Source organism: Mycobacterium sp. NPDC003449 (genome assembly GCF_053588415.1).
In genome coordinates, this window is record NZ_JBSFPX010000013.1 from 1 (window position 1) to 16535 (window position 16535).

Annotated in this window: 14 protein-coding genes and 2 pseudogenes; 7 read left to right on the forward strand and 9 right to left on the reverse strand. The window is 67.3% G+C overall.

Going from position 1 to position 16535, the window contains the following annotated elements:
• On the forward strand, positions 1 to 839 hold an 839-nt coding region (locus ACWDTP_RS06160; protein WP_450017623.1), incomplete at its 5' end, for an FUSC family protein.
• A 5-nt stretch (positions 840 to 844) separates the two neighbouring features.
• Here the strand turns inward: ACWDTP_RS06160 and ACWDTP_RS06165 are convergent.
• Together ACWDTP_RS06165 and ptsP are read right to left on the reverse strand one after the other, a co-directional pair.
• Entirely contained in the window at positions 845 to 1819 is a 975-nt protein-coding gene (locus tag ACWDTP_RS06165) for a pirin family protein (RefSeq protein WP_450017625.1), read from the reverse strand.
• A 144-nt stretch (positions 1820 to 1963) separates the two neighbouring features.
• Positions 1964 to 3706: a phosphoenolpyruvate--protein phosphotransferase gene (gene ptsP / locus ACWDTP_RS06170; protein WP_450017626.1), complete on the reverse strand. Its 1743-nt coding sequence runs from the start codon at positions 3704 to 3706 to the stop codon at positions 1964 to 1966.
• Between the two features lie 32 nt (positions 3707 to 3738).
• On the opposite strand from ptsP, the gene ACWDTP_RS06175 reads away from it, so the two are divergent.
• Genes ACWDTP_RS06175 through ACWDTP_RS06190 form a run of 4 tightly spaced genes read left to right on the forward strand, consistent with a single transcriptional unit; the run spans position 3739 to position 7773 of the window.
• On the forward strand, positions 3739 to 4506 hold the full coding sequence (locus tag ACWDTP_RS06175) for a DeoR/GlpR family DNA-binding transcription regulator (RefSeq protein ID WP_450017628.1): 768 nt from the start codon (positions 3739 to 3741) through the stop codon (positions 4504 to 4506).
• Positions 4503 to 5471 carry a 1-phosphofructokinase family hexose kinase gene (locus ACWDTP_RS06180; protein WP_450017630.1) on the forward strand — a complete coding sequence of 323 codons (969 nt, stop codon included), beginning with the start codon at positions 4503 to 4505 and terminating at the stop codon, positions 5469 to 5471. Before ACWDTP_RS06175 ends, ACWDTP_RS06180 begins: the two co-directional genes overlap by 4 nt.
• On the forward strand, positions 5468 to 7471 hold the full coding sequence (locus ACWDTP_RS06185) for a PTS fructose transporter subunit IIABC (RefSeq protein WP_450017632.1): 2004 nt from the start codon (positions 5468 to 5470) through the stop codon (positions 7469 to 7471). The genes ACWDTP_RS06180 and ACWDTP_RS06185 overlap by 4 nt, the downstream gene beginning before the upstream one ends.
• 44 nt (positions 7472 to 7515) lie before the next feature.
• A complete protein-coding gene (locus ACWDTP_RS06190) occupies positions 7516 to 7773 on the forward strand; it encodes an HPr family phosphocarrier protein (protein WP_450017634.1) in 258 nt (85 codons plus the stop codon).
• A 9-nt stretch (positions 7774 to 7782) separates the two neighbouring features.
• Here the strand turns inward: ACWDTP_RS06190 and ACWDTP_RS06195 are convergent, their stop codons facing one another.
• Together ACWDTP_RS06195 and ACWDTP_RS06200 are read right to left on the reverse strand one after the other, a co-directional pair.
• Positions 7783 to 8028 (reverse strand): hypothetical protein, encoded by a 246-nt coding sequence (locus ACWDTP_RS06195; protein WP_450017635.1) that lies wholly within the window; start codon positions 8026 to 8028, stop codon positions 7783 to 7785.
• Positions 8029 to 8162: 134 nt separating this feature from the next.
• Positions 8163 to 9800 carry an IS1634 family transposase gene (locus ACWDTP_RS06200; RefSeq protein WP_450017637.1) on the reverse strand — a complete coding sequence of 546 codons (1638 nt, stop codon included), beginning with the start codon at positions 9798 to 9800 and terminating at the stop codon, positions 8163 to 8165.
• A 332-nt stretch (positions 9801 to 10132) separates the two neighbouring features.
• On the opposite strand from ACWDTP_RS06200, the gene ACWDTP_RS06205 reads away from it, so the two are divergent.
• Positions 10133 to 11371, forward strand: coding sequence for an IS256 family transposase (locus ACWDTP_RS06205; RefSeq protein ID WP_450017639.1), 1239 nt, complete (start codon positions 10133 to 10135; stop codon positions 11369 to 11371).
• Between the two features lie 169 nt (positions 11372 to 11540).
• Here the strand turns inward: ACWDTP_RS06205 and ACWDTP_RS06210 are convergent, their stop codons facing one another.
• From ACWDTP_RS06210 to ACWDTP_RS06230, 5 genes and pseudogenes are all read right to left on the reverse strand, one after another.
• Positions 11541 to 11831, reverse strand: a complete 291-nt coding sequence (locus ACWDTP_RS06210; RefSeq protein WP_450017641.1) for an Imm61 family immunity protein — start codon at positions 11829 to 11831, stop codon at positions 11541 to 11543.
• Positions 11788 to 11952, reverse strand: a pseudogene (locus tag ACWDTP_RS06215) (hypothetical protein); the annotation flags it as partial. The pseudogene ACWDTP_RS06215 and the gene ACWDTP_RS06210, both read right to left, overlap by 44 nt.
• Before the next feature lie 486 nt (positions 11953 to 12438).
• Positions 12439 to 12843 carry a TNT domain-containing protein gene (locus ACWDTP_RS06220; RefSeq protein ID WP_450017729.1) on the reverse strand — a complete coding sequence of 135 codons (405 nt, stop codon included), beginning with the start codon at positions 12841 to 12843 and terminating at the stop codon, positions 12439 to 12441.
• Between the two features lie 464 nt (positions 12844 to 13307).
• Positions 13308 to 13832, reverse strand: a complete 525-nt coding sequence (locus ACWDTP_RS06225; protein ID WP_450017735.1) for a hypothetical protein — start codon at positions 13830 to 13832, stop codon at positions 13308 to 13310.
• Between the two features lie 148 nt (positions 13833 to 13980).
• Positions 13981 to 16053 (reverse strand): annotated as a pseudogene (locus tag ACWDTP_RS06230) (toxin glutamine deamidase domain-containing protein); the annotation flags it as partial.
• On the opposite strand from ACWDTP_RS06230, the gene ACWDTP_RS06235 reads away from it, so the two are divergent.
• Entirely contained in the window at positions 15946 to 16506 is a 561-nt protein-coding gene (locus ACWDTP_RS06235) for a hypothetical protein (RefSeq protein WP_450017737.1), read from the forward strand. The pseudogene ACWDTP_RS06230 and the gene ACWDTP_RS06235 sit on opposite strands and share 108 nt — an antisense overlap.
• Positions 16507 to 16535: the final 29 nt, after the last annotated feature.

The following is a 16535-nucleotide window of genomic DNA, read 5'->3' on the forward strand; positions in this document are numbered from 1 at the left end:
TGTTGCGGGCCGTGGCGGGCACCGCGATCGGTTTCGTGCTGGGCGCACTGCTGATCGAACTGGTCGGGGTGGACCCGGTGGTGCTGTGGATCCTGTTGCCGTTGGTCGCTTTCGGGTCGGCGTATGTGCCCGAGGTGGGATCGTTCATCGCCGGGCAGGCCGCGTTCACCATGATGGTCCTGATCAACTTCAACCTGATCGTCCCGACCGGGTGGCGGGTGGGACTGATCCGGGTCGAGGATGTGGTGGTCGGGGCTCTGGTCGGCATCGTGGTGTCGGTGCTGCTGTGGCCGCGAGGTGCGAGAGTGACGGTGACGCAGGCCGTCGACCGGGCCCGGCTGGTCGGCGCCGATTTTCTCAAGGCCGCGGTGCTGCGCGCGACGCGCGGTGCGTTCGAGGCCTCCACCAACCGGGTGATCGCGCTGGGCAATGACAGCCTGTCGGCCTCGCGCACACTCGATGATGCGGTGCGGCAATACCTTTCGGAGAACGGCGGGCCCAGCGACCAGCGTGCCCCGGTTGTGCGGGCGGCCAGCCGCGCGATCAGGGTGCGCGGTGCCGCCGAGCTGATCGCCGATGTGGTGCCGCCGCCGCTCGGGGTCTACGAGCAGACCAGGGCGGTGATCGAGGAACACGCGGCGGCCATCTGCGCCCGGCTCACCCGTGCCGACCCCACCTCGACGCTGGTTCCGATCGGCGACTCGCTGGTGTTGGCGTTGCGGGCCGAGGCCACCGATGACGGGCTGGCGGTTTCGGCGGCCCTGCCGTTGGTGACGGTCGCCGCCAACCTCGGCGAGCTGGAGTTGCTCTACCCCCAGCCCGCCGAGCCGGTGGACTAACCGGGTCAGCTCAACGGCCGGTGCGGCATCAGGGCACCCGGCGGGATCTGCCCGAACTTGCCGGCGTTGTAATCCTCCATCGCCTGGATCAACTCCGACTTGGAGTTCATCACGAACGGGCCGTAGTGGAACACCGGTTCCCGAATCGGCTTGCCGCCCAGGATCAGGATCTCCAGTGCGGGCCGGTTCGAATCCTGGCTACCGTCGGCGGCCACGGTGATCCGGTCGCCCGGACCGAACACCGCCAGCTGGCCCTGCTGGATCGGGTGGGCCACCGGGCCAATGCTTCCGCGCCCGCTCAGCACATAGACCAGGGCGTTGAACTCGCGGTTCCACGGCAGGTTGAGCTGCGCGCCCGGTTCGACGGTGGCGTGCGCCAACGTGATCGGCGTATGCGTGTTACCCGGCCCCGGCTTGCCGTCGATCTCGCCGGCGATGATGCGCACCAGTGCGCCGCCGTCCTCGGAGGACAGCAACTCGACCTCGTTGCCCTCGATGGCCTGGTAGCGGGGTGCCGCGAACTTGTCCTTCTTGGGCAGGTTCACCCACAGCTGGACGCCGTGGAACACGCCGCCGCTCTCGACGAGCTCGGCGGGCGGTGTCTCGATGTGCAGGATGCCCGATCCCGCCGTCATCCACTGGGTGGCGCCGTCGGTGATCAGACCGCCGCCGCCGTGCGAGTCCTGGTGGGCGAACCGGCCGTCGATCATGTAGGTGACGGTCTCGAATCCGCGGTGCGGGTGCCAATCGGTGCCCCGCGGTTCGCCCGGCTCGTATTCGATCTCACCCATCTGGTCCATGTGGACGAACGGGTCCAGGTCGGCGGCGCTGACCCCGGCGAATGCCCGGACGACGGGGAAGCCCTCACCCTCGTAGCCACGCGGGCCGGTGGTGATGGACCGCACCGGACGTTCGGTGTCGGTGGCTTTCGGAGCCGCGATACGCGGCAGGGTCAAGGTGTCGGCGCTGATGGCTGGCATTGGTACCTCCTGGGGGTATCTGAGCTGATACCTCTATAACCGGACTACGGTCCGATTATTCCATCCGGCCCTACTCCTTGCTGGCGAGCAGACACGGCGGTACCCCATTTCGCGCCATTTCGGGTACCGGCATGTCTGCTCGCGTCAGGACAGGGCCGACACTGCGGCGGCGCGGGCCTCGGCGGCAGTGGCCGTCGCCAGCACCGCATCGGCGGCGTCGCGGCACTGCCGCAACGTGACCCGCGACAGCCGGGCCCCGACCGCCGGGAGGGCCGCGGCGGCCGCCGACAGCGACGTCACACCGAGCCCCACCAGCACGCAGGCCAGCAGCGGATCGGCGGCGGCCTCCCCGCACACCCCGACCGGCTTGCCCGCGGCCGACCCGGCCCGCGCGGCCATCGCCACCAGTGCCAGCACGGCGGGCTGCCACGGATCGGTCAGGGTGGCCAGATCGGCCGACATCCGGTCGGCGGCCATCGTGTACTGCGCCAGATCGTTGGTGCCGATCGACAGGAAGTCGACGTGCTCCAGGATCTTGCCGGCCAGCAGCGCCGCGGCCGGCACCTCGATCATCACCCCGGGGGTCAGACCGTTCGAACGGGCCTGGGCGGCAAAGTTTTTCGCCTCCGCGGCGGTGGCGATCATCGGCGCCATCACCCACGGCTGACTGCCGGTGGCCCGCGCGGCCGCGGCGACCGCCTGCAACTGCCGCTCCAGCAGGCCCGGGTTGGCCTCGGCGACCCGGATGCCGCGCACCCCCAGGGCAGGGTTGGCCTCGTCGGGATGCCCGGCGAACTTCAGCGGCTTGTCCGAGCCCGCGTCCAGGGTGCGGATGACCACCTTCTGCCCGGCGAACGCGTCGAGGACCTCAGCGTAGATCCGGGCCTGCTCGTCGACGGTCGGTTCGGTGTCGCGGTTGAGGAAGCACAGCTCGGTGCGGAACAGGCCGACGCCTTCGGCCGGGGTGGCGCGCGCGGCGCGGGCCGCGGCGCCGTCCTGGACATTGGCCAGAACCGCGACGGCGTGACCGTCGGCGGTGGCACCCGGCCCGGCCCACCGGTCGGTGAGCGCGGCGTCGCGTTCGGCGGCGGCCATCGTCTCGGCGGCCTCGGCCGGGTCGGGGTCGACGGTGACGGTGCCCGCGGTGCCGTCGAGTAGGACCACGGTCCCTGCGGCGACGCCGTCGAGCCCGGGTACGGCAACGACGCACGGGATGCCGAGTTGACGGGCGATGATCGCGGTGTGGCTGGTCGGCCCGCCCAGGGTCGTCGCAAGGCCCACCACCAGCGCCGGGTCCAGCCCCGCGGTGTCGGCCGGAGCCAGGTCGTCGGCGCACAGGATGGACGGGGCGTCGGGCAGCGGCACTCCGGGTTCCGGTAGCCCGGACAATTCGGCGACCACGCGGTCCCGGATATCGCGCAGGTCGGTGACCCGCTCGGCCATCAGCCCGCCGAGCTGGGTGAACAGGTCCACGAACTGGTCGACGGCCTCACATACCGCGCGCACGGCCGGGGTCCCGGCGCCGATGCGTTTCTCGGCCGCGCCCAGCCAGGCCCGATCCTGGGCGAGCCCAGCGGTGGCGGCCAGCACCTCGGATGCGGCGCCGGTGGCGTGGGCGGCCCGCTCGCGCAGGCGGGTGGCCACGGCGGCGGCCGCGGCGGTGAACCGTGCCGACTCGGCCGGCCGCTCCGCTTCGGCGATGTCGGGTCCGGAGGTGTCCGGGACGGGAGGCCGGCCGGGCCGGATGACCGGGGCGTACCGCACGCCGGGCACAACGGGCACACCGTGCAGGACCGATAGTGAGGTCGCCGGGGAAGTGCTGCTCATGTGACCCAGGTTACTCAAAACTCTTGACAAGTCAACACGCTCGGGCGTAAAACAACTCATATCAACATTCGCACCCACACAATCGGAGGGCCATGTACGCCGAGGAACGCCAACAGGCCATCGCCACCCTGGTGATGAGCCGGGGGCGCGCCTCGGTCGCCGAACTCGCCCAAACCTACGACGTGACCACCGAAACCGTGCGGCGCGACCTCGCCGTGCTGGACAAGGCAGGAGTGTTGCGCCGAGTCCACGGCGGTGCCGTGCCCACCTCGACCCTGCATCTGGTCGAGCCCGGTGTCGGCGAGCGCGAGACCACCCACGCCGACCAGAAGGATGCGATCGCCGCCGCGGCGGTCGACTTCTTTCCGCTCACCGGAGCCAGCGTGCTGCTCGACGCCGGAACCACCACCGCCCGGGTCGCCGCCCAACTACCCACCGACCGGGAGCTGACGGTGGTGACCAACTCGGTGCCGATCGCGGCCCGGCTGGCCACCCTGCCGTCGGTCACCCTGCAACTGCTGGGCGGGCGGGTGCGCGGCCTGACCCAAGCCGCGGTGGGCGAACCGGCGTTGCGGGTGCTCGACGCGCTGCGCGTGGACGTCGCCTTCATCGGCACCAATGGCATCACCACCCGGCATGGCCTCTCCACCCCCGACAGCGACGAGGCCGCGGTCAAACGCGCCATGGTGCGGGCCGCGAATTACGTTGTGGTCACCGCTGATTCATCCAAGGTCGGTCGCGAAGACCTGGTCAGCTTCGCGACGATCGGCAGCGTGGACGCCCTGGTCACGGACTCCGGAATCGGCGCCGCCGATCGCGGGCAGCTGACCGAGCACGGCGTCGAGGTGGTCGTCGCATGATCGTCACCGTCACCCCCAACCCCAGCCTCGACCGCACCGTCACCCTCGGATCCCCGCTGACCCGCGGTGCGGTGCAGCGGGCCGGATCGGTGACGGTCGAGCCCGGCGGCAAGGGTGTCAACGTGGCGCGGGCGCTGACCCTGGCCCACGTCGATGCGCTGGCCGTATTGCCCTGCGCCCCCGACGATCCGCTGCTCGGGGCACTGCGGGGCTACGGCGTTCCGTGCACGACGGTGCCGATCGCCGGGTCCGTACGGACCAACCTCACCATCACCGAATCCGACGGTACCACAACCAAACTCAACGAGCCTGGGCCGGAGCTGGACGCCACCGCACTCGAAGCGTTGACCGAGTGCGTGCTGACCCAGGCACAGGACGCGGCCTGGGTGGTGCTGTGTGGATCGCTGCCGCCCGGGGTGCCCGACGACTGGTATGCCCGGCTGACCGCGCGGCTCGGGCCGCTGCCCTGCCGGGTCGCGGTTGACACTTCCGAGGGCCCGCTGGCCGCGCTAGCCTCCGGATTCGAGGTCGCCACACCGGATTTGATCAAGCCGAACGCCGAAGAGCTCGCCGGCCTCGCCGGTGTTCCCGTTGTCACCCTCGAAGAAGCCGCCGCCGCGGGCGATCCGGCGCCGGTCGTCGCTGCCGCCGCCCAGCTGGTGGACCGGGGCGTCGGCGCCGTGCTGGCCACCCTTGGCGCGGCGGGCGCGGTGCTGGTGAACAGCGTCGGCGCCTGGACTGCCGGCCCGCCACCGATCGTGCCGTGCAGCACCGTCGGCGCCGGTGACGCCGCCCTCGCCGGTTATCTGCGGGCCGCGGTCGGCGGTGCCGAATCGCCACGGCGGCTACGGATGGCCGTCGGCTACGGCAGCGCCGCCGCCGCGCTGCCCGGCTCGGCCCTGCCGTCACCCGCCCAACTCGACCTCGACGCCGTAGTCATCAACGCCACGAAGGTACCGCTATGAACCAACCGATCATCACGCCCGATCTCGTCCTGCTCGATGCGGACGTCGACGGCGACAAGGAGGCCGTCATCGGCCGCCTGGCCGGCGCGCTCGCCGGGGCCGGCCGCTCCAGCGACGCCGACGGTCTGATCGGTGCCGCCATGGCCCGCGAGGGCCAGTCCGCGACCGGGCTGCCCGGTGGGATCGCCATCCCGCACTGCCGCTCGGCGTTTGTTGACGTGCCGACCATCGGGTTCGCCCGGTTGGCGCCGGGTGTGGACTTCGGTGCTCCCGACGGGCCCGCGGATCTGGTGTTCCTGATCGCCGCGCCGGAATCCGGTGGGGCCGAACATATGAAGCTGTTGTCCAGCCTGGCCCGCGCACTGGTGCGCACCGAGTTCGTCGAGTCGTTGCGGGCCGCGGCGACCTCCGATGAGGTGGTGGCGCTGGTGGACGAGGTGGTCAGTCCGTCCCCCGCCCCGGCCCCGGCCGCTGAGCCGGCTCCCGAACCGGCGAAAGCCACCGCGATCGTCGCAATCACCGCCTGCCCCACCGGTATAGCCCACACCTATATGGCCGCCGACTCGCTCAAGCTGGCCGCCGAACGCGCCGGCGTCACGTTCACCGTCGAAACCCAGGGATCGTCGGGCAGCACTCCCCTGTCGGCGCAGACCATCGCCGACGCCGATGCCGTCATCTTCGCCACCGACGTCGGTGTCAAGGACCGGGCCCGGTTCGCGGATAAACCCGTCATCGCGTCCGGGGTGAAACGCGCCATCAACGAACCCGATCAGATGATCGCCGAAGCCGTCTCCGCGGCAGCCGATCCCGACGCGGCCCGGGTTGCCGGCGATGCCGCGGCGGCGGCCGTACCGCCGTCGGCCGGCGGGCTGGGTTGGGGCACCAGGACCCGGCAGATCCTGCTCACCGGGGTCAGCTACATGATCCCGTTCGTCGCGGCGGGCGGTCTGCTGATCGCGCTCGGGTTCCTGCTGGCCGGTTACGACATCGGCAATGCGCCCGACGGGCAGAGCGATCCGCTCGGCTACATCATCGCCACCTCCAACTCGCTGACCAACCTGCCCGACGGCGGTCTGATGCAGTATCTGGGGGCGGTGCTGTTCACCATCGGCAAGCTTGCATTCGGTTTCCTGGTGCCTGCGCTGGCCGGCTACATCGCCTTCGCGATCGCCGACCGGCCCGGTATCGCACCGGGTTTCACCGCCGGGGCGGTGGCCGTGTTCGTCGGCGCCGGGTTCATCGGCGGTATCGTCGGCGGCTTGGTGGCCGGATTCGCGGCGCTGTGGATCAGCCGGCTCGGCGTGCCGCAATGGGCGCGCGGGTTGATGCCGGTGGTGGTGATCCCGCTGTGCGCGTCGTTGATCGTCGGGCTGGCGATGTTCCTGCTGCTCGGCCGCCCGCTGGCGGCGCTGACCTCCGGGCTGACCGACTGGCTCGGCGGGATGTCGGGTACCTCGGCGATCCTGCTCGGCGTGATCCTCGGCCTGATGATGTGCTTCGACCTGGGCGGCCCGGTCAACAAGGCGGCCTACGCGTTCGCCACCGCGGGGCTCAACATCGCCGACCCGGCGTCGCTGCGGATCATGGCCGCGGTGATGGCGGCCGGTATGGTGCCGCCGCTCGCGATGGCACTGGCGTCGACGGTGCGGCCGGGGCTGTTCACCGAGCCCGAGCGGGAAAACGGCCGGGCGGCATGGCTGTTGGGTGCCTCGTTCATCTCGGAGGGCGCCATCCCGTTCGCCGCGGCCGATCCGCTGCGGGTGATCCCGTCGATGATGTGCGGCGGTGCGGTGACCGGGGCGCTGGTCATGGCCTTCGATGTCACCCTCAAGGCGCCGCACGGCGGCATCTTCGTATTCTTCGCGATCGGCAACCTGGGGTGGTTCCTGGTCGCGCTGGCCGCCGGCACCGTCGTCGGGGCGCTGGCCGTCGTCACGGCCAAACAGTTCGCCAAACCCGCTGTCGGTGCGCCGGAGGCTCCGGCGTTGGCCACCACCTAGATTCGGTAACCCACCCATTCGGTAACCCACCCAAAGGAGAAACCATGCCCAGCAAGACCGTCACCGTCGGCTCGGCCATCGGCCTGCACGCCCGGCCCGCCGCCATCATCGCCGAGGCCGTCGTCAACGCCGGGGTGCCCGTCACCTTGTCGGTCGACGGCGGTGACCCGGTGGACGCCGGCTCGGCGTTGATGATCATGACGCTCGGCGCCGGCAACGGTGCGCAGGTGACCGTCGCTTCCGATGATGCCGATGCCCTGGCCACCGTCGCCGGTCTGGTGGAACAGGACCTCGACGCCTAGTTCCTCCTGCTACACGCTGACGGCGACCGACTCGTAAACGCTTTCCAGCTCAGTCGATTCCACCAGCGCGTCGAGCCTGCTGTGCGAGTCCGGATGGATCAGTCGCGGCATAGCCGCCTGGAAAGCGCCGAGATCGCCGTCGAACTTCACGATCGTCAGAAACCGCGTGGGGTCGGCCGGGTCCACACCCACCTCGACCTCGGCCGGATACGGGTCCCCGCCCTCCGGCGCCCACGCCGTCACGAAGTCGTCCATCGTGACGCCCGGCCGAACCTTCCGACAGAACACTGCGATGATCATCGCTCCCCCTTGCCGCGTTGCGTTGAGCTGCTTGCGGAACCCAGGCTAGGCCAGGGCGGTGACAAGCGCCCCGAGTTGGGTCATTCGCCTTAGTGCCTTGAGATTTCGGCCCCCAGTGCGTCGAGAATCGTCTTGACCTCGTTGTTTATGGCTGGCGGGTAGGTGGCGATGACGCCGTTGAGGTCGATGGTGGCCGATCGCAGGGGTTTGAGGGTGCGCAGGAAGCGGCGCAGTGACAGCCCGGTCCGGGTTTGGACTTCGCGGCTGACGGCCAGGGCGGTGAACACGATCGTCAGGTGAGCTTCGATGGCGTCGCGGGTGCGGGCGAACATAGGCCGGGCGGCGAGGTCGGATTTTGACATCCGGAAGGACGCCTCGACGTGCCAGAGGTCGTGGTAGCTGGCGATCACTTCGGTCGCGGGCATCAGCGCGGCGTCGATGTTGGTGACGTAGCCCTTGAGCCCGACCAAACGCCGCGCCCGCTGCAACGATGCCTCGTCGATTTCTTGGGAACCGTTGCGGTTCTTGATGAACCGCGGTACCCGCGCGGCCTTCTCGCCGGCCACGACTGCGCGGGCCTTGTTCTCCTGCAGATTCAAGGTCTTGGTGTCGCGCACCGCCCGTTTGGTGGAGTACGCCCACACCGCCCGCCACGACTTGGTGTGGGTGCCCGGATCCCAGACGGGCTCGGCTTTGCGTTTGGGGTCGCTGGTCTTGGTGGCGGTGCCGCGGTGATCGCGGGGAGTGATGGTGTCGATGATCTGGCCGTCGGTGAAGAAATCGCCGTGCCAGTGGAAGTGCGAGGCCAGATCATTGGGCGCTTTGGTGACCCTGGATCCGACGATGAACCGCAACCCGGCCTCGTCGAGCTCGCGCAGATTCCCTGCGGCGAGCATTCCGGCATCGGCGACGACGACCATGTCAGTGATGTCGTGGCGGGCCTGGAAGGCTTTGACGATGGGCACGATCGTCAGTGTTTCGGCCTTGTTGCCTTCGAAACAGCCGATCTCCAAGGGGAACCCGCGCCGGTCGACGAGCAGTCCGACCACGATCTGCGGGTCCACGCGGCGTTCTTTGGAGTAGCCGACGCGGCGCAGGTCGTCTTCCTTGTCGGCCTCGAAGTAGAGCGTGGTGACGTCGTAGAGCACCAGGCTGACATCACCGGCGGTGCGGGCGTGGGCGAAGCACGCTGCGGCGATCTGGTCGCGGTAGCCACCGGCACATGCTCGTCGCAGGGTGCGTTTGCGGGTCGACAACGACACCGAGGTACGTCCCAGCTCGGCCAGGACCCGATCGACGTCGAGCAGGCTGGTCGGTTCCACCACGCGGGCGATCACTAGGTCCCGGAAGACCTCGTCGCTGACCGCGTCGTCGAACCCCAGGCTGACATACACCTGCGCCAGGACGTTGTAGAGCAGCCCGCTGCTGCTCTTGAGTACCTGCGGACGCACCACCAGCTGCCGCGGCATCGGTTCGTCGGTGAACAATGTGTTGCCCGGTGGTGCAACCATATGGGCCCGAACGGCTTTCGGGGTGATCCCCAGATCCAACTCGCCCTGGGTGTCATCGGCCAACAGTCGGCGGGCCTCCTCGATGAGCAGACCCAGCTCGGCGTCATCACGCGCAGAACCCACATGACGGAGGATCCGGCGGCGCCCGTTGACGGATTCGGCGATCTGGACTGCGGTCGCGCCCGATGCGGTGCGCACTCGCCGAATCCAGACCATCCAGGCAGCCTACTGGCCCAAATTAGTGCCTAGCAGGTGCACTAAGCCGAAACATCACCGCAGCTCAGCGACCTGCAGCTCCCGAAAACTGACCAAAGTGACCCAACTCAGGTGCGATGATCATCGCTCCCCCTTGCCGCGTTGCGTTGAGCTGCTTGCGGAACCCAGGCTAGGCCAGGGCGGCTAAGTCCCCTGGAGTGGTGGGGTTTCGGGCCTGAGGCTGACCGGTGCGGACCGGCTCCGGTGTGTCGTTGAGGGTGTTGGGGTGGGCCATCGCGTAGTGGTCAATGAGTTACCGACCAAAGTGACTCAAGCAAAGGACACACCACGCGATGACCCACGACCATTCTGCCTTGCTCGCCCAGCTCGATTCCTTGAAGTCTGCTGATGCCGGTGCGGTGTTCGCCGAGTTGATCCGGGCGGGGTTGCAGGCGCTGATCGAAGCCGAGGCCACCGAGGTGATCGGCGCCGGCCGCTACCAACGCAGCACCGACCGCGCCACCCAGCGCAATGGGCATCGCCCCAAGACGGTCTCGACCACCGCCGGCGACGTCGAGATCCAGATCCCCAAACTGCGGGCCGGATCCTTCTTCCCGTCGCTGTTGGAGCGTCGGCGCCGCATCGACAAAGCACTGCATGCAGTGATCATGGAGGCCTACGTCCACGGCGTATCCACCCGCAGCGTCGATGACCTGGTCGCCGCCATGGGAGTCGGATCGGGGGTGTCGAAATCGGAGGTCTCACGCATCTGCGCCGGTCTGGACAAGGAGATCGAGGCCTTGCGCACCCGCAGCCTGACCCACACCACGTTCCCGTACGTGTTCTGTGATGCCACGTTCTGCAAAGTCCGCGTCGGGGCCCATGTGGTCTCCCAGGCGTTGGTCGTGGCCACCGGAGTGTCCCTCGACGGCACCCGCGAAGTCCTCGGGACTGCAGTCGGTGACAGCGAGTCCTTTGAGTTCTGGCGGGAGTTTCTGGCCGCCTTGAAGGCCCGCGGCCTGGCCGGGGTGCACCTGGTGATCTCCGATGCCCACGCCGGCCTCAAGGCCGCGGTGGCCCAGCAGTTCGCCGGATCGTCCTGGCAGCGCTGTCGAGTGCACTTCATGCGCAACCTGCACGGCGCCGTCGCCGCCAAGCACGCCCCGGCGGTGACCGCGGCGGTCAAGACGATCTTCGCCCACACCGACCCGCACGAGGTCGGCGCACAGTGGGATCAGGTCGCCGACACACTGTCATCGAGCTTTCCGAAAGTGGCTGCGATGATGGATGAGGCCAAAGCTGACGTGCTGGCGTTCACCGCGTTCCCACGCACCCACTGGCAGAAGATCTGGTCGAACAACCCGATCGAACGGCTCAACAAGGAGATCAAACGCCGCGCCGACGTCGTGGAGATCTTCCCCAACCCCGCAGCGTTCCTACGCCTGGCCACCGCCGTGGTCATCGAAGCCCACGACGAATGGCAGGTCACCCGCCGCTACCTGTCCGAGGTCTCCATGGCCGAACTGCGCACAGTGATCACCGCCAAACAGCAGGCGGCCGAACCCCTCGCCGAACAACGTCAAATCGCCTAGCATTCACCACGACTCGTTGATCACAACGCGTGAACCCACGCCGATCCCAAGTCCACCACCCCAAGGGGCACTGTCGCCAGGGCGGTGACAAGCGCTTAGGCCTGCGTTTGGGTGGGGTTCGTTACTTGCGGTAGACCTTGGTCCCACAGCGCCCGACTACACGATGCCACTACTCCCCCGAAGGGTAGAACAATGGCATGGCGACGGGATCGAGGTACGAAGATTTGATAGCTTCGGTTGACGCTGTCAAATAGAGAGAAAGTGCGGCTAATTCAGCAGTTCCGGCAATTTTCCCGGACCCTGTCACGGCAATCATCGCGTCCTCGGAGTTGATTAACGCAAGGTTCTCACTTCCATCGAACATCCTCGTCTCTATGCGGTAGCCGCTGACCAGGTCTTGAACCGTACGTGGATACCTAAGCGATGGAAGATCCGCGCAAACCTCGCCGACAATCCACATTTCCCGTAGAGAACAGTTCGACCACTCTCATCGACTCGCCAGCGAATACGAAACCTTCCTCAGCCATCCTACGAGAATCAGTTACGACAATCCATCCGCTTGACTTCGCGGTGATGAAGTAACGAACTCGCCCAGATTAGCACCAATTATCGTGCGGTCATCGTGCGTCGACCCTGGCTTGATTTCTTCTTGCGATGCTTGCGTAACCTCGTAACCGGCCAAGCGCACCCAATCTGCCAAATCTCTCGAGATATCGACATCAGGTGTCATCTGTCGGATGATCCCATCTCAACGGCCAAAGGCGTAGTCTGCGCAATTCGTTGGCAAACAAAAGCAGAACGACCGGTCGAATCTGCCGTCTATGCCATCCGGATAGCCCCCGCTAGGAGCTGGCTATACGAGAGGCGGCCCACTAACTGGAAGCATGCATCCGATTCATTGGCCAGTCGGACCAATCCGTTCTTGGTGCCACGTTCGTACCAATAGACTTCCCACAATCCATCGTCGGATTGCTCGATACACCATGAATAATCCGCGTGCCCACCGAGCGCTAATACCTCAGGGGCGATACCGATTGCCGTCAACACTCGGGCGAGTTCGGTCAAGTTCACAGCTGCGTCTCTTTCAAGTAACCGGCGTTTACTAGGTCAACAATCGAGTTTGGGAAGTAATATTGAATACCTCCGCCCGGCTGACCCATTGCAGGGGCTATCGGGCCTTGCCAGATCGGTACGGGCCGTACGACTTCATAGCGATGGTAACCAGCATCAAGACTCTGCGGTGGAAGCGCGCGGTCTGGGAACGCGGTGCCCACCGGCGACCCGAACTGGCCGAATCCGGGACCATACCTGTCAAACATCTCACCAGGGTGCAGCACCGCGGGTATCCGCGACTCCGGCGTAGCGAAACCCTGGGGGTGGAGTTGCTGATCTGGCCATACTAGGTCGGGGTTCCCGTGTGCATCGCGCTCACCGCTAGGCCAAAATTCGCGGTTCCACGCGTCCTCTGTCATCCCGCCTAAGGGGTCGTATGCAGTCGTAACCAAGTTCTGTATCTCCGGATGTGTGCTGGGCGCACCTGCCGACAATGCCTCGCTGACCCGATTGGGATTCGACACCGCGGCATCGAGTAGCCCTTGGTCTAACAAGCCCGCCTCAGGATGGACAAGTTGATCAGTCGGAATCGTCCGACCGTCTGAGTCGTAGTCGCGTACGTAATCTCCCGGCCGATCCACGCGTGGTTCATCGGCCGGCGGAGAGCTCGCACTCTCATCGACAGTCGCATCGTGCGACCACTCCGCTGGCGCAGACCTGCTGTCGTGAGTGATTGGGGCGGAGGCTGTTTCGGCTGTCTGGCTCGACGTATCCGCTCGGTGGACACCCTTAGCGTCTGCGTCGGATCCTGTCGAGATTCTCGACGGCTCGAACGAATCACCGTGCGCCGCATCGATCCGAGTCGGGTTGGCGCTGTCGTCGGCTAATAGCCGATGGTTTCCCGTTCCGGCCAACTGCCCTGGCTCCGGTGCGTCGCCTCGAGGCGAGCCCCCGCTCTCCTGGACACCGGATCGCTCGGCGTGACCTGATAGTTCCGCTTCGCGATCGTGAGGGAATGCTGCTGGGTCGCTTCCGGTGGATCGGTCAACGACTCCGCCGTCAGCTGATAGGTGATCGTCTGGTCGTCCTCCCCGATCCGCCGAACCGTGATCGTCCACTGATCTGGATAGATCCGACGGCCCGCGCGGTTGACCCCCGTCTGTTTGAACGTCGTGTGGGCTTCCGCCACTCTCACCGTCGGCCAGCTCGGATACTGGTAGATGATCCCCGTCTCCGAATCGATCACCAGACGAGCCGACCCCACGCTCTGGCCCGCTCTCACCTGCTCCGGGCTCAGCACCGTCGTGGCCACCCATCCCCCCTTGAACGGATGCACCTGAAACGTCTCGGTCGGCGACATCTGCTCCAGATACGCCAGTGCCTGTTCCCTGGTCGCCAATTCCACCATCGTGTGCTCCTCGACTCGGTTCGATCGGTGTGAACTCCAAATACGATGCGTTGTCGACCATCCAGGACGGCGGTGTGTCGGATGTTGATCCGTCCTGCGGGTCCCACCACACCGGCCCATCCGCACCGTCGGGATACACCACAACGGTCGCATGGGCGCCGTCGGTCACCGGGGTACCGTCCGGATGGTTCAGAAAGTCACCGGTGCTGGGGTCACGACCATGCCAGCCGTTGACGACCAGTGCACTCGACCCGGGGCCAAGGTTGTCAACGTACTGATGGAGCGCATCGAACTGTTTGGCGATGGGCTGCCCGGCAAACTCCAGCATTCCGCTGCCGATCCAGCCGGCGGCACGGCGCAAGCCGTTCTGTTCGCCGGACCTGGTGTCGAGTACCCCGTTGGGTAGCTCATCAAGGTGCCGGGGCACCGCGACGGTCGGTTCGCCCCTGAACGAGGACAATGCCGACAGCGAGCAGTCCACACAGTTGTTGCTGCGGCCATCGACAGTAGGTCCACCGTCATTGATCAGGTCGCCGTAGGGATTGGTGCGGGGATCTGCGTGCCGCTGGTACTGGCCATCGGAGGTGCGCAGTGCGCGTTCGACGTCGTGCTGGTGGCGGTAGCTCTCGAGTGGCCCCAGCTGTCCAGGCCCATACACGCGGGCATCGGCCGGGTTGCCCGTCGGTCCCGCATGGTCCCCGGGCTGACTATGACCACTACCAACGCCGGTGTCGGAGTTGCCCTGCGGCCCAGATAGATTCCCTGGTCGGTCATCCCGTATGCCGCCCGATGGGTCATGAGTAGCGGCGGGGGCGCTGTCGCGTACGCGATCGCCGGGGTTAGGGGTGTGTGACTCCGCCCCAGGCCGGATCGCCTCGCCAGAGACTTGCGCTGCAGCGGGTTTGACCGGTGCATGCGGCGTGCTGTCGGGAGTCGGCCCGGTCGCAGCCGGCGACTGTGCGCGCGTGTGCTCCGGTGAACTTCCTTGCATGGACCTGGATTCCGCGGGGCGAGTCGAGGTGTCGGACGTCTGCGCCCTCCCGGACGAACCCTGACCGTCAGTGGTTGTATGAGGCGTGCCGGAAGTGTGAGCCGGCCCGGAGGCGTGGGGGGCCATCGGCATACCGGCTATGGGAGTACCCGGCGTCGTCCCGCCGGAGTCATACCGCACCGCGGCGCTGCCGCTGGGCGTGTGTGACTGATCGCGATGGGTACCGGGATCTGCCATGGCGCCCTCGCGCCCATCCCGCGGATGCGCGTCGGGCGCGGGGGTGTGCTGACGGTCAGAAGCGGAGTGGTTCCGTTCCTCGTGCCGGCCGTTATGCTCGCCGGTGCCCGACTGGTGGTGTTCGGTCGGCGACGGTGCGTCGCCTGACCGGTGAGTCGGGTCGACGCCTCCGGAGCCATGCCCTCGGTCCTCGGCTGCGGGTCCGTGACCATGGCTGTCGGGGTCCGCGCCGTGATGGCCGGCCGCAGGAGATTCAGGGTCGGGAGAGGCATTGCCCGCATCGTGAGGGCTTGTCGGACCGGCTGATTCGGGGGTGTGCTGGCCACCTGGCGAGATCGGTTCACCGGCCGAAGGGCCGTGGCCCGGCGCCGACGGTTCGGTGCTTCGCGGCGAGTCCGTCGTCGGTCCCGAGGGGCCTACAGTCTGCGAAGACGGCCCGTCCGTTCGGCCCGGGCCGGACTCCGACGGGCCGGTGGCGCGTCCGGGTGGATCAGGTGGCGGGCCGTCGCCGCCACCACGAGCACCCGGTCCTCCCGGCGGGTCGGGCGGACCCGCGGAACCTTCCAGACCACGAGGACCGGCGGGCGCGTCGGCCCCGCCGGGCGCCTTGGGATCAAGGACAGACTGCGGGACGCCCTGCGACGGCGTGAATTCGGGAACCTCGGGAGCCTTGGCACCGAGCTTATCGAGATCGCCCAACCCGTCCAGCGTGTCTGAGCCTCGACCCAATCCGGTGAGCTTGCCGAGCGGGCCGAGTTCTCCGTCCTTCAGCAGACCCTTGGCCGCCCTCACCCCCTTGGCCACGGTTCCGGTCTTCGTCAGAGGACCGCCCGGGGCGAACAGCGACGCGACGTTGAATGCCGCCTCTCCTGCGGCCCGGCCCGGATGGTCACCCGACCACTTGTCCCACGCAACGAATTCCTTGCCCATGGTTTCCAGCACGCCGGGCAGCTTCGAGGGATCCTCCATGACCGACTTGGCCACTTCGTACATGCCTGCCCAGGTTTCCGGGTCCGCCATCGCCACGGTGCCGGCGACGGTGTTGATCAGACCAGTGGTGAGACCGACCTGGAAGTCGGTGTAGAGCGTGAACGCGTCGGCCATCGCGCCACCGACCTGATCACCGAACAACTCCTCCAGTTGCGGTCTCACCCACTTCTGCAGTGCGTCGGCAGCTTCTCCGATCGCCTCGGTGAGTTGCTCCAACATCCCGACGACCCCTTGGACCTGGCGTTGGAGGTTCGACAACACCGCCTTGACGTCGTCGGCGACTTCTCGCAGGATCCGGTCCCCGTCGCCGGTGAAGATACCTTTGAGGGTGTCGAACAGGCCGCTCAGCGACAGTCGATCCAGCAGTCGGCGGATCGCATCCTGAGTCTCCTGCACACCGGTCGCGAAATCCTCGATCGCATCCGCAGTCACCGATGCGTGCTCCGACAGGCCTGAAAACCCCACGTGCAGATCGGTCAGCGCAC